This window comes from Paenibacillus sp. KS-LC4 (genome assembly GCF_036894955.1).
GTDB lineage: Bacteria > Bacillota > Bacilli > Paenibacillales > Paenibacillaceae > Pristimantibacillus.
On record NZ_CP145905.1, the window covers coordinates 5,180,182 to 5,192,474 of the forward strand.

A 12,293-nucleotide genomic window follows, 5' to 3' on the forward strand; every position below is an offset into this window, starting at 1 on the left:
GCGAAAACCGCTCCTTCCTCTTGCTCCTACTTCTGTGCTTTGCCTTTATAGCCTTGCGGGTTTGCCACATGCCAGTTCCATGCGCTGCGGATAATATCCTCAAGCTTGTTGCGCTTCGGATTCCAGCCCAGCTCGCTGCGCGCACGATTGGATGCAGCTACAAGCACTGCTGGGTCGCCAGAACGGCGCGGCTCAAATACAGCCTTGATCTCGCGTTCGGTTACAGCGCGCGCAATGTCAATGACTTGCTTAACGGAGAAGCCTTGTCCGTTGCCAAGATTGTAAATCGAGCTGTCCGCACCTGTGCGCAGACGTTCTACGGCAAGCACATGCGCATCGGCTAGATCGCTGACATGAATATAATCGCGGATGCAAGTGCCATCCTCCGTCTCGTAGTCTTCGCCGAACACCGAAATATGCGGCCGCTGTCCAAGCGCTGCCTGCAACACGATAGGAATAAGATGTGATTCAGGGTTATGATCCTCGCCGATCACTCCGCTCTCATGCGCGCCAGCTGCGTTGAAATAGCGCAAAGATACGAATTTCAAGCCATGCGCGACATCGAACCATTTCATCATTTTTTCCATTGCCAGCTTCGTTTCGCCATAGGCATTAGTCGGCAGCGTACGGTCGTACTCGTCAATAGGCACGTTCTCCGGCTCGCCATAAGTAGCAGCTGTAGATGAGAACACAATCTTAAGTACGTTGTGCTCGATCATTTTTTCAAGCAGACATAATGTGCCATATACATTGTTGTGGTAGTACTTGCCTGGGTTTTGCATGCTTTCCCCAACGAGCGAATTGGCAGCAAAGTGAATGACAGCATCAATGCTGTTTTCCTTAAATACCGTTTCCAGAAAATCCTTATCGCGCAAATCGCCAACATACAGCTTTCCACCCGTTACCGCCTCGCGATGTCCCTGCTCCAAATTGTCGACCACAACGATTTCTTCTCCGCGCTCTTTAAGCGATGCCACGGCATGCGAACCAATATATCCTGCTCCACCTGTAACTAATACTGCCATTGTTATCCCTCCCATATTTGCTTGCATTCTACTCACTTCAGTCGATAAGACTGCTTTAGACCGCTGTTATTGCTTAAACCAACTGCTCTACGCCATTGCCGATGCTGCACACGTAGAAATCCGCTTTAAGTCCGGTTGCCGCCGTATATTCCTCGCCCACCCGCTGCTTGAAGCGCTCGATGCTGTCTTCATGAACGAGCGAGACGGTGCAGCCGCCGAAGCCTGCGCCTGTCATGCGTGAGCCAAGCACGCCGTCTACTTTGCGAGCCGCAGCTACCATCGCATCCAGCTCCGCACCGGTTACTTCATACAAATCGCGCAGCGAGTCATGCGAGCCATTCATCAATTGGCCAAACGAAACGAGATCGTCTTTCTTAAGGGCCTCCATGGATTGCAATACCCGGTCAATCTCTTCGACAACATGCTGGGCGCGATTGCGGACGATATCTTCTTTAATCAGGTGCTTGTTTGCATTGAACTGCTCCAAGTTAATTTGGCCAAGCAGCGTCAGCTCTGGGAACGCCTGCCTTAAGTCCTGAACCGCCTGCTCGCATTGGCTGCGGCGCTCATTGTAAGCGGAATCCACCAATCCACGGCGCTTGTTTGTGTTGCCGATAACGAGCTTGTAGCTGCCCGATTGGAACGGAACGAGATCATATTCAAGCGTGTCGCACATAAGCAAAATCGCATGATCCTTCTTGCCGTTCGCCACAGCAAATTGATCCATAATGCCGCATTGCACACCGTTGAATTCATTTTCTGATTTTTGTGAGAGAAGCGCAATTTGCACCTTGTCGATCGGCTGTTTCTCCAGCGTCAGCAGGGCATGAGCCGTAACCACTTCAATGGAAGCTGACGAGGATAGACCCGCTCCGTTCGGAATTTCGCCATGGTACAGCAAATCATAGCCGGAAGTATAGCTCACGCCGCGCTGCTGTAATTCGTGAACAATCCCTTTCGGATAGTTCATCCAGTCATCGGCTTCGTCATAAACAATATTTTCAAGGTCAAACTCCCGGCTTATTGGAAAATTCGTCGTTGCCAGTCCAAGCTTGCGGTCTCCGCGTGCACGAATAAGCAGCGTAGTCCCAAACGTTAAAGCAGCCGGAAACACATAACCACCGTTATAGTCGGTATGCTCGCCAATGAGATTCACTCGGCCCGGAGCATGAAATACTTGAATAGCGGAGGCGTCCCCACCATAGTGTTGAATAAATTTCTGTGTAAGCTCTTGAACATTTGCCACTTGCTATCACGTCCCTTTTTATCGTCTTTTATAATTTGATGTAAGGCGATGTCTTCCCCTTCAGTATAGCGCAAGGCAAGCGGCATTTAAAATGGCGCAAAGTGCTATTCACATGGATATTTGTGACTTTTATATCAACCTTAAGACATGCTATGATTATTAAAATCCGCAAATACAGCAGTCTTTATTCCCAATTGCAGGCAGGTGTAATGAATGACCAGACCAGAGAACTATAAAGTCGCCTCAAGCCCTATGATCATCGAAAATGATTTGCTTCACGTGTTGTTCGCAGGGGAAAGCCAGACGAAGCCCGCGCATCGCCTCGGTCCGAAAGTATATGATTTTTATTTGATGCATGTCGTGCTTGAAGGCAGCGGCATCTTCATTTGTGGCGACAATCGCTATGAGCTGCGGGCAGGGCACACCTTTTTAATTGAGCCGGAGCAGCTTGTCAGCTATGAATCGGACGTTCAGAACCCGTGGCGCTACCGATGGGTTGCCTTTAGGGGCTCACTTTCTAGCGCGCTGCTTGAGACAGCAGGGTTATCCGCGGCTCAGCCTATCGTTGATACTGGCAGCAGCAGGCGGCCAGCCGTGCTTTTTCATCATATCTTCCATATTTTCCGCTCGAATGAGGCGGCCGCACATTTGAAGGCAAATGGCTATTTGCAGCTGCTGCTCGCTGAATATAGCGCCGTTATGAGCGATACCGCTCGCGGCAAAGCGCTGATGGCCGATGACGAAGGGGAGCAATTGCTCCAAAAAATGATCCATTATTTATCGACGCAATATGCCCATCCCGTCTCTATTGAACAAATGGCGGAGGCGCTCGGCTACAATCGCGCCTATTTATCGCGTTTTTTCAAACGCAAAACGGGAACATCGCCCGTCACCTTCCTGCTCAAGCTGAGAATAGATAAGGCTAAGCAGATGCTGCGCGAGCGTGGAGAACTGACGATTGAGCAAATTTCCGCTTCTGTCGGATTGCAGGATGCGCTTTATTTCTCTAAGCAATTTCGACGTTTTTATAATCAGTCCCCCACCGCTTACCGCGAAGCGATGCGCAGTCTGAAAGAATAGGAAGCAAGCCGCATTCCTTGTAATACAGAGAGGCTGTTATGGGACATATTAGTGGTACGGCATTGGAATAGATATGTAATGGTTTTTAATAAAGCCATTTAAAATCAAATGAACAGGAGCTGTACCACTGATGAAGGAGCTGCATACAGGCAGTCTGTATTGGCCTACGACCTTAAATTCGACGGCAGACTATCCCCGTATTACCGAGAACAAAAAAGTAAAGGTTGCCATCGTCGGCGGCGGCATGTCTGGCAGCATTTGCGGTTATATTTTGGCGCAAAGCGGCATTGAAGCGGCAATGCTCGAACGGGAAAACGTGGCAGGCGGCAGTACGTCGGCCAACACCGGCCTGCTCCAGTTTTCCAATGACATTATGCTGTGGGAGCTCGCAGACCAAATCGGCGAATACGATGCTGTGCGTTTCTATCGCGGCTGTCTGGATGCTGTGAGGCAGCTTGGAGAGATTGCGGCACAGCTCCCCGTAGATGTCGGCTTCATTCCGAGAAGCAGCCTGTATTATGCGACCTCCGAGCAGGATTTGCCGGGGCTGCGGAAGGAATTTGAGATGCTGCGCAAGCATGGATTTGACGTCACCTTTCTGGAGGCGGACGATATTTCCCGGCAGTTTCCCTTCCGCAAACCGGGTGCCATTATGGCGAATGGAGATGCCGAGGTTAATCCATTTCAGTTCGTGCAGGGCGTATCCAGCGCTGCGGCGCAAGCCGGTCTGCAAATATATGAGCATACCGACATCGTAAAGCATGAACAGACTGCTGAGGGCATGCAGCTGTTGCGGACATCCGACGGCTGGGAAATCGAGGCGGAGCATGTGATATTCGCTATTGGCTATGAGCCCGAGGAATTGCGCGGCCAGTTGGTTAAAGCCGACATCAATCGCTCCTTTGCCGCCGTTACTGGCGTTCAGGATGAAGCGAAGCTTCGGGCCAATTGGCCGGGACCATGCCTTATTTGGGAAACGGCGCGCCCCTATTTATATTTGCGCACGACGGTGGATGGCCGGATCGTCGTCGGCGGTCTGGACGAAATGACCGATGCGCCTATTGAAAGCGAGAAGCTGCGGCGCAAGCGAACCGATAAGCTGCTGGAGAAAATAACGGCGTTGTTTCCGATGCTGGATCAGCCGCTGGAATTTGAATGGAGCGCCACGTTCGGTGAATCCCGCGATAATCTGCCCTTTATCGGCGCCGATCCAAAAATGCCCGGCGTCTACTATTGCCTCGGCTACGGCGGCAACGGCACCGTCTACAGCACGATGGCTGCTTATATGCTGCGGGATATGATCAATGGGAGGGAGCATCCGCTCGCAAGCATCGTGCGCCTTGACCGTCCTTCGTTATTAAAGGTATAGGCAAATATCACAGCCTTATTGAGCCTTGTTGTATTGAGCGTTATATAGAAAGGAGGGGCTCCGCCGATCGGCGGAGCCCCTCCTTTCTATATAACGTAAACCGTATAACACACAAGACTTTTGCTGTTTTTCGTTCATTTATTTGTGCTCATCGTCTATATCTAAAGATCGGCAATATGCTCAGCGCCTTGGCTGCGAAGCACAGATTCCGCTACTGACAGCCGCGCCAGCTTCGGTCCGCCCTCTTTGTCCATCATCGTATGGGTCTCATCCGTCTCGATGACGACGATAATGCGTCCTTCACGAATTGCATCTCGGCTTGCATCCTCGGCTTTATCCAGACCAAGCGCCCTAAGCGCGCGATTGATGCCGTCATCATCCGCGCTTAGATTAGTCGCAAGCAAGCCATCTGTTGTCAAAGGCACCGCGGCCCAGCCGCCAGCTCCAGTCATGCCCGTCGTAGGGATCGCCGCAGCAGCAGCAATCGTCGTCCCTTCATGGCCCGCATGGCTTGCCTTCGTTCGTGCCAGCTCCATGACCTCATCGGCATGCACATCGGTTTCCGCCTCAATTCGGCGGGAATGCTCGCCGTCCTTAGCAATGATTTGAAGCTCCCCAGGCACGAATCCGGCTTGCTCCAATGCGGTAATCGTATCAATTACTTCTTGCTCCGTCTTGAAAATCCCCAGCTTCTTAGCCATTCGAATCTCCTCCTAAAACCTGATTGTGAATACTAAAGTCTGCTGATTTGGGCATCTGATCCATACGCCTCATTACAGCCGGCTTCGACCGAGCGCTCTTAGAATAGTTATACCCTCAGCGGCAAGGAATCAATCGTATTGCATAGAGATTCACTGCTCGGTTGTTGTACAACAATCACTTTCAAGGTATGATGGAAGGAAGTGATATGGAAATCGGACAAGCAGGGGGCAAGGCGATGATTCATCGAGTGCTTCGCTATCCCGCGCAGTGGGATTGGCAAATGCTGCAGCTCGAAAGGCAGCATGCGGAGTTAGGGCAGAAACTGCCCAAACGCAAGGACAATAGAAAAAATAACGAAAGCTTCCTTGCAGCGCGGCCATACCCTGTTCAGGCAGCAAGCGGCGCCGATTCGCAAATGCTTGAGGCGAAGCTGCTGCTTCCAGAATGCGCATCCTGGCTTGAGGAATGCAACGGACGAACGACAAATCAAATTACCGTTGCTCCAGCAACTGAGCTTGGGCCGCTTGTTCATGGCACGCTGATGATCCAGATCTCGGAGGTGCATACGGACATACAGCCGTTCCACTTTTGGGTATGTGGCAGGCGACTTGTGACGATGCATGAGGATATGAGGTTGGCTATACGTTTTCAAGCAGATGATGTAACGAATAGGCTGGAAGCTTGCGATACCGCTCCAGAAGCGCTGCTTGTTATGCTGGGAGTTATATTAGGCCCGTTCCATGAAGGGCTGGACGGCTTTGAAACACGGCTCGGAGAACTTGAAAATAATATGCGCAGTGCCAATCGTACCGGCCTGATGGACGTCATTATTGAAAGGCGGTATGACCTGCTGCATTGGAGTCATCTGTTTACGCCCGTTCGTGAGCTTCACGGCTCAGTGAAGGAGGCCTTTCTCGACGGGATTATGGAAAGTGAAGCCTACAAGCGCATTACACACAAGCTGGAGAGGATCGATACGCTGCTCAAGCATTATTCACTGGAGATCGACACACTCATTTCAATGGACGATGCCATCTCCAACTTCCGCGGCAATGATATTATGAAGACGCTGACGATTTTCACGGTGATTTTTACTCCGGCAACGGTCATTTCTGCCCTTTGGGGTGTGAATTTGCAGCCGCTGCCTTGGGACAAAACTTGGTGGGGCTTTACGATCCTTTGCGCCTTCATTATAGGGATAACCGTCTTCATTTACGTGTGGCTATGGAAAAAAGGGTGGACTGGCGATATGCTGATTGGCCGCGGTAGTTCAAGCAAGCTGACTGCCTCTCGCTCTGATCGCCACAGCCGCAAGAAGTATAAGGAGGCGCCAGAGGAGGACAGCGGGCGACGTTACTCATCGGAGCGCACATCACCTGCCAATACTTCCACGCAGGAGCAGGCTGCACAAGCAGCCAAGCCATTGACTAGATCACGCCGACTGTAGCCAAACAGGCAATAAGATAAAATAAGCCCCTCCATTGCTCGCTATTTCAGCGAATTTGGAGGGGCTTTGCTTTATTTACAGCATCGCTTCATTCATTTAGCAAAGCGTTTTATACGTACGAGGGCAAATGAACAGGAAGGCCCGACTTCGCCGATTGATTAGCTGCAACGGTAATTTCCTGCGTCCGCAAAGCATCTGCATAGGTCGAACGAATGCGTGAAGTATCGCCGGTGCGAACGGCATGCAGGAACGCTTCATTTTCAAGCTGATAGGGATCGCGCTTATTTACGTATTCTGTTTTGCGGCTCGCTTCGATATCTATGAGCCCATGATGCCCAAGCTCCAATACACCCTTATCCGTATAAATGTGCAGTCCGGCACGTTCTCCGGCGCTAATGGCACAAGTATTGCTAATGGAAGCGACTGCGCCGTTAGCCAGCTTAAAGGTGGCCGTTCCAATATCCGGAACCTCAACCCCTTCTTCCTTGCCTGCCATAATCCGGTCGCCGTAGGCTGCATAAACCTCCGTAACTTCACCAAGCAAATAGCGGAGTAAATCTACAATATGAGTCGTCTGCTCGACGAACTGACCGCCAGAGCCCTTCATTTTTCTCCACCAGCCAACACCAGGCATACCGCCCATCCAGCTCCCGATAGCCATGGCAGCCAGTCTGCTCTCCAACAGCTCCTTCGCTTTATCCGTGCCGTCCATATAACGGAAATGGTAGCCGACTGAGGTTATGAGGCCGCTAGCCTGTACCGCTTGTCCAATAGCTGCCGGTGTTTCAACATCGACGCCAAGCGGTTTTTCGACCAGAAACGGAATTTTGCGCTTCACCAGCTCCGTTTCGATCTCTCCATGGGCAAACGGCGGCACACAAATATAGACCGCATCCAGCTTCCGGTCATCGAGCATATCGGAAACGTTTTCATAACCGCGTGCATCTGTAAACGGCTTTGCCGCATCGTCGGCCTTCTGCTTGCTTGTAGCCACTAGCGCTGCTACGTTGACGCCTTCCATACTTGCCAGCTTTTGAGCGTGCATTTGACCAAACCAACCTGTACCAATAACACCAATCTGCAAAGTCATGTGCAAGCTCCCATCGTAAAGCTTTTTTCCTATTATAACGGCGCAGCCCTGCTCGCGTCCAATGCTACTTTGCTAAATTTTTTTAATCTGGGCATGGCCCAAGCAGTTGCGGGGACGCCCAGTCTTTCATATGCTACAACATCAGCTTCCCGCTTGCAGTCAGCAAACAGGCAGAAACTTCTCGCGCAATCGCGCAGTAAGGATCGGAGGTCGGGCAATGACAACTTTGAAAAAAAACAACCGGGAGTCACAGCAGTTGGACACTCGGACAGCTTTGTTTTTGGCCGCAGTATGCGGTCAAACGTATTTACAATTCACGAATCCAAGCGGGCTGTTTCTCGTACCTCGCAATTATACGCTGGTCGGGACATTCAATGCCAAGGCCTATGATCAGACGGAGGAAGCCTTTGGCTTCCTGCTGACGTCTGAGCAGTCCTCCGTACTCGCTTTCCGCGGCTCGGGCTCCGCCGTCGATTGGGTATCGGATTTTATCGCCCAGCAAACACCCTATCGTCCCGTGAAAAATGGCGGTTATACGCATAAGGGCTTCACCGATATTTATATGTCTGCGCGGGATCAAATTTTGGCGCTCATGGAGCAGTTGCCCGCTGATAAGCCATTGTTTATAACCGGGCATAGCCTAGGCGGCGCTTTGGCTACGCTTGCAGCTGCCGATATTGCCGCGAATACGCCAATAAAATCACCGATTGTCTATACCTTCGGGGCACCACGGGTCGGTGATCCTAAATTTGTTCGAAATTACAACAATCTTGTCGGTACCCATTGGCGTTTTCAAAACGAATATGATATCGTTCCCCATCTCCCAACACTTGTGTATCAATCGCCACAAACGAAAAAAACGTATTATTACTTGCATGTAAAGGGCGAGGTCAAGCGCTCGTTCAGACTCGGCTCGGTTGCCGCCAACCATGTACTGCCTAGCTATTTTAACGATCTTTATGTCGAGGAGCCCATTTTTGCGCTGGCTGTCTGTTCGGAGCCCCCGGGCTGGTGCCCGCTGCTTACCCAGTAGACCTTCTTATGTTTGCATAAAGAAGCTTGGCAGCGGACAAATGCTATTGCATCCGCCCGCTGCCAAGCTTCTTTGAACGTTTATGATGGGAGCATATAGAGCAAAATCGCAAAGAAATGCAGCACGGACCCGCCTAATACGAACATATGCCATACCGCATGATGGTAAGGAAACGCTCGCCACATATAAAAGACGGTTCCCACGGTATAAAGCAGCCCGCCTGTAATAAGCAGTTGCAAGCCACCGGGCGCCAAATGGCTCGTAAGCGACTTCCAGGCAAAGACGATGAGCCATCCCATGGCCAAATATACGATAGTCGAGGTAAATAAAAACTTTGATGCAAAAAATGCTTTAAATACGACGCCAACGAGCGCAAAGCCCCAGACGATGCCGAAGAGCACCCACCCTAATGTCCCCTGCACAATATGCAGCAAAATAGGTGTATACGTCCCCGCAATAAATACATAAATAAAGGAATGGTCCAGCGATTCAAAAACACGCTTGGCCCTGCCTTCTGGAAAGCTGTGCACTAATGTGGATGCGGCATAAAGCAGCAGCATCGCTGTTCCATAAATCGTAAAGCTGACCACATGAGAGGCAGTACCCTTATCTACAGCAAATATGATTAAAATAACGAGCGCAGCAACACTAAGTGCAGCGCCAATACCATGAGTGATGGCATTGGCTATTTCCTCGCGCTTGGAATAAGTGTGTGTGTTGGCCATTGCTATGGCACCTCCATCCTAACCACTGAATATATTAAACACTTGCTATTTACAGTGTAGAACATCAGTGCCAGTCTTTCAACCACAGCTGCAGGCGCTCAATCGTTTTATCCAAATTGCAGACAGCATCTCGGTCGCGAAACGCCTCTTGATGGCGAAAATAATGGGCATGTCCGCCGATGACATGAATCGGCTCTACCTTGCCTGGCGCATGCTTCATCTGCTGCCATTTAGGCACGCCGGAAGTGCTGCGCGTCCAACCGCCCCAGCTGCCGATCCGGCTTACGGGATCATTAAGCTTGCCTGCCTCGTTGACGGAATACAAATAACAGACTTTGTCTTTCAGCTGCGGCGCAATATGATTGCGCGGCGAACCGACCTGAAGAACGCGGAAATTGGTCATTAGATTGCGTTCCATCAGCATTTTCGCCGCTTGATAGGCTGCGGCTCCGCCGCCGCTATGTCCGATGAACAGGGAAGGCTCATCAGCGCTCATCAGCTTCTCCTTCACTTGGCGGTAAGCCATTTGCCCGCCAATGCGTCCGGCTGCAATAAAGCTGGTTAAATCGCTGCCCACCTCAAGCACCTGTCGAAACAGATTGCGGCTGTTGTCGCCATAAGGATGCAAAATATGAATGCGGGGCTGAGCGCCGGATTCACGAAATAATTGGTCAAGCTTATCACGACAAACGTTAAAGGCACTCTTAGTCGTAGCCACACCTGCCAGCAAAAATATGTTAACGGCTCCTCCACCAGCTGCCAGCATGCTTCTCCCTCCATTGCAAAGAAATATGGTATAGGTACATTATGCGGGAAGAAGCTGCGATTCATTCCTTCACGAGCTACTTAAAAATAATCCCAATTCACCTCAGACACAATAGAGATTGCCAGCCCTCTAGATACTCTAATTAAAAATAAGCCTTTTGCTACGCTGCACATTTTCAGCATAGCAAAAGGCTATTCAAACGATCAAGCATCTCCAGCTGATAGCTGATTACACGCCCATCTTTTTGCGTTGATTATTGACCTTCTTTGTGTTCTGGCTCTTCATTTGCTGTGTGCTTGTTGAAAAGCCGCCTTGTGCGAAGGCATCTGCTTTACCCTGCTTCTTCTGGGCCAGCAATTGCTTAGCCTTCTCCGCTTGAGTCAGCTTCTTCGGCTGCTCCTGTACTTCCTTATTCTCCACGTCCGACATCTTATCACCTCGCTTTATGATTTAACCAACGTAATAAACCTTGTAAATGCGCTCTTATGCAGCTTGCATTGATCAATCAAGCTAAAGCCGGAAGCTGCAAGCTGCGTTTCAATCGGCTCCGTCGTTATAATGACTGCAACGTCAGCAAGCCGTCTTACACTTTCCAGCATATCAAGCTGCTCGCCAATCGGCAAGACCGAACATAAATTATACGGCAGATCTACGATTGCCGCATCATAATGCCCTTCCAGCTCGCGCATATCGCCAAGTGTAACGAGTTCCTTGCTATAGCCAAAATGAGCAAGATTAACCCGTGCTCCCTGAACTGCGAGCGGATTGCGATCCACACCGCGAATATCAAGGCCCATCGACAGCGCCTCAATGAGCACGGTGCCCATGCCGCAGCAGGGATCGATTATCTTCGCCTTAAGCGCCTCGCCTGCTGGCCCCGCAGCGATATTAACTATCGCTCTGGCCACCCTCGTGCCTAATGCTGTCGAATAGTTTTGCGGCTTCTGCCGATGGGCGAGCCAGATCGCGCTCGCTTGCTCACAGGCGCCAAACCAATATCGCTGCTGCCAAAAGGTAATACCCAGCAGACGCTCCGGCTGCCGCATATCCGCTACTCCAACTAATGATCCGCCGACAGAACGCTCAAGTGCGCGCTGCTCCTCGTAGCTGTAAGGGGCGTCCGCCACTGTACAAAGCACCTTGAATGTCGCTCCATTCAAATCAACAAGCGGCAGCTGCTCCAGCAGCTCGGGCAAAGTTGCACCTGAAAGGGATAGCTCCATGCGACGCTTGAGAAACGGACTTCTACTCGGATGAACGTTATGCTCGCTCACGACGAAGCCATCCCTGAGCGGAGCCTCCAGCAGTCGCCACAATTCCAGTCGGCATAGCTCCAATTCCTCTTCATGACAGCTGTAGCTGTATAAATAACGAGTCATTAATGGTCTACTGACGTCCGTGTCTGAGGTAGCTCAGCCTCATCAATGCTGAAAGGTATAAACTCCGGCTTTGCTTTGCTTTCCACTTCAACGGTTAATTCATTCACCTGTTTATTCAGCAGCTTAACCTGGCGCTGCAAGCGAAACACGCGCACCATGCCAAACAATCCAATAACGAGTCCGCCAATGAGCGTGGAGGCGAGAATGACGAGGATAAGCGGAATTTGAGCCTGTGCAAACATAAAATTAACTTGCACCGAGTTGACATTAATTACGGCAAACAACGCAATAACAAATGCAAACAGCAGTGCGGATATAAGCATCGTCTGAGCCTTCATGTTCTCTCCACCTTTTTCTGGGTTGCTATTAGTTTATCATATTCCCTATTAAACCAATAGTCGCAGCATCAAACAGCAAGCGGATGCCCACCT

Annotated in this window: 13 protein-coding genes; 4 read left to right on the forward strand and 9 right to left on the reverse strand. The window is 50.7% G+C overall.

Annotation, left to right across the window (positions count from 1 at the left end; all coding sequences use genetic code 11):
• Positions 1–26 precede the first annotated feature (26 nt).
• Positions 27–1,025 carry a UDP-glucose 4-epimerase GalE gene (gene galE, locus V5J77_RS21925; protein ID WP_338552967.1) on the reverse strand — a complete coding sequence of 333 codons (999 nt, stop codon included), beginning with the start codon at positions 1,023–1,025 and terminating at the stop codon, positions 27–29.
• 73 nt (positions 1,026–1,098) lie between these two features.
• Positions 1,099–2,271, reverse strand: a complete 1,173-nt coding sequence (locus V5J77_RS21930; protein ID WP_338552969.1) for a galactokinase — start codon at positions 2,269–2,271, stop codon at positions 1,099–1,101.
• A 213-nt stretch (positions 2,272–2,484) separates the two neighbouring features.
• Here V5J77_RS21930 and V5J77_RS21935 point away from each other — a divergent pair, with 213 nt between their 5' ends.
• Together V5J77_RS21935 and V5J77_RS21940 are read left to right on the forward strand one after the other, a co-directional pair.
• A complete protein-coding gene (locus V5J77_RS21935; protein ID WP_338552970.1) occupies positions 2,485–3,351 on the forward strand; it encodes an AraC family transcriptional regulator in 867 nt (288 codons plus the stop codon).
• A gap of 130 nt (positions 3,352–3,481) precedes the next feature.
• Positions 3,482–4,720, forward strand: coding sequence for an FAD-dependent oxidoreductase (locus tag V5J77_RS21940; protein ID WP_338552971.1), 1,239 nt, complete (start codon positions 3,482–3,484; stop codon positions 4,718–4,720).
• A 161-nt stretch (positions 4,721–4,881) separates the two neighbouring features.
• Here the strand turns inward: V5J77_RS21940 and V5J77_RS21945 are convergent, their stop codons facing one another.
• The gene (locus V5J77_RS21945) at positions 4,882–5,421 is read right to left on the reverse strand and encodes a hypothetical protein (RefSeq protein WP_338552972.1); all 540 of its coding nucleotides are present in this window, start codon (positions 5,419–5,421) and stop codon (positions 4,882–4,884) included.
• A 206-nt stretch (positions 5,422–5,627) separates the two neighbouring features.
• Between V5J77_RS21945 and V5J77_RS21950 the strand changes: the two genes are divergently transcribed.
• A complete protein-coding gene (locus V5J77_RS21950) occupies positions 5,628–6,869 on the forward strand; it encodes a magnesium transporter CorA family protein (protein ID WP_338552973.1) in 1,242 nt (413 codons plus the stop codon).
• Between the two features lie 109 nt (positions 6,870–6,978).
• Here V5J77_RS21950 and V5J77_RS21955 read toward each other — a convergent pair whose 3' ends face one another.
• Positions 6,979–7,959 (reverse strand): Gfo/Idh/MocA family oxidoreductase, encoded by a 981-nt coding sequence (locus V5J77_RS21955; protein ID WP_338552974.1) that lies wholly within the window; start codon positions 7,957–7,959, stop codon positions 6,979–6,981.
• A gap of 217 nt (positions 7,960–8,176) precedes the next feature.
• Between V5J77_RS21955 and V5J77_RS21960 the strand changes: the two genes are divergently transcribed.
• Positions 8,177–8,992 (forward strand): lipase family protein, encoded by an 816-nt coding sequence (locus V5J77_RS21960; RefSeq protein ID WP_338552975.1) that lies wholly within the window; start codon positions 8,177–8,179, stop codon positions 8,990–8,992.
• An 80-nt stretch (positions 8,993–9,072) separates the two neighbouring features.
• On the opposite strand, the gene V5J77_RS21965 is transcribed toward V5J77_RS21960, so the two are convergent.
• From V5J77_RS21965 to V5J77_RS21985, 5 genes are all read right to left on the reverse strand, one after another.
• Positions 9,073–9,717 carry a hemolysin III family protein gene (locus V5J77_RS21965; protein ID WP_338552976.1) on the reverse strand — a complete coding sequence of 215 codons (645 nt, stop codon included), beginning with the start codon at positions 9,715–9,717 and terminating at the stop codon, positions 9,073–9,075.
• A 64-nt stretch (positions 9,718–9,781) separates the two neighbouring features.
• Positions 9,782–10,483 (reverse strand): hypothetical protein, encoded by a 702-nt coding sequence (locus tag V5J77_RS21970; protein WP_338552977.1) that lies wholly within the window; start codon positions 10,481–10,483, stop codon positions 9,782–9,784.
• Positions 10,484–10,711: 228 nt separating this feature from the next.
• Positions 10,712–10,912 (reverse strand): hypothetical protein, encoded by a 201-nt coding sequence (locus tag V5J77_RS21975; RefSeq protein WP_338552978.1) that lies wholly within the window; start codon positions 10,910–10,912, stop codon positions 10,712–10,714.
• A 14-nt stretch (positions 10,913–10,926) separates the two neighbouring features.
• Positions 10,927–11,862, reverse strand: coding sequence for a methyltransferase domain-containing protein (locus V5J77_RS21980; protein WP_338552979.1), 936 nt, complete (start codon positions 11,860–11,862; stop codon positions 10,927–10,929).
• Positions 11,862–12,200: a lipopolysaccharide assembly protein LapA domain-containing protein gene (locus tag V5J77_RS21985; protein ID WP_338552980.1), complete on the reverse strand. Its 339-nt coding sequence runs from the start codon at positions 12,198–12,200 to the stop codon at positions 11,862–11,864. The genes V5J77_RS21980 and V5J77_RS21985 overlap by 1 nt, the downstream gene beginning before the upstream one ends.
• Between the last annotated feature and the right edge of the window lie 93 nt (positions 12,201–12,293).

Excerpts from the sequence above, each read along its gene's own strand:
- V5J77_RS21965 (WP_338552976.1), bottom strand. The coding sequence starts at position 9,717 with ATGGCCAACACACACACTTATTCCAAGCGCGAGGAAATAGCCAATGCC.
- V5J77_RS21940 (WP_338552971.1), top strand. The coding sequence starts at position 3,482 with ATGAAGGAGCTGCATACAGGCAGTCTGTATTGGCCTACGACCTTAAAT.
- V5J77_RS21935 (WP_338552970.1), top strand. The coding sequence starts at position 2,485 with ATGACCAGACCAGAGAACTATAAAGTCGCCTCAAGCCCTATGATCATC.
- V5J77_RS21980 (WP_338552979.1), bottom strand. The coding sequence starts at position 11,862 with ATGACTCGTTATTTATACAGCTACAGCTGTCATGAAGAGGAATTGGAG.
- V5J77_RS21975 (WP_338552978.1), bottom strand. The coding sequence starts at position 10,912 with ATGTCGGACGTGGAGAATAAGGAAGTACAGGAGCAGCCGAAGAAGCTG.
- V5J77_RS21970 (WP_338552977.1), bottom strand. The coding sequence starts at position 10,483 with ATGCTGGCAGCTGGTGGAGGAGCCGTTAACATATTTTTGCTGGCAGGT.
- V5J77_RS21960 (WP_338552975.1), top strand. The coding sequence starts at position 8,177 with ATGACAACTTTGAAAAAAAACAACCGGGAGTCACAGCAGTTGGACACT.
- galE (WP_338552967.1), bottom strand. The coding sequence starts at position 1,025 with ATGGCAGTATTAGTTACAGGTGGAGCAGGATATATTGGTTCGCATGCC.
- V5J77_RS21945 (WP_338552972.1), bottom strand. The coding sequence starts at position 5,421 with ATGGCTAAGAAGCTGGGGATTTTCAAGACGGAGCAAGAAGTAATTGAT.
- V5J77_RS21985 (WP_338552980.1), bottom strand. The coding sequence starts at position 12,200 with ATGAAGGCTCAGACGATGCTTATATCCGCACTGCTGTTTGCATTTGTT.
- V5J77_RS21950 (WP_338552973.1), top strand. The coding sequence starts at position 5,628 with ATGGAAATCGGACAAGCAGGGGGCAAGGCGATGATTCATCGAGTGCTT.
- V5J77_RS21955 (WP_338552974.1), bottom strand. The coding sequence starts at position 7,959 with ATGACTTTGCAGATTGGTGTTATTGGTACAGGTTGGTTTGGTCAAATG.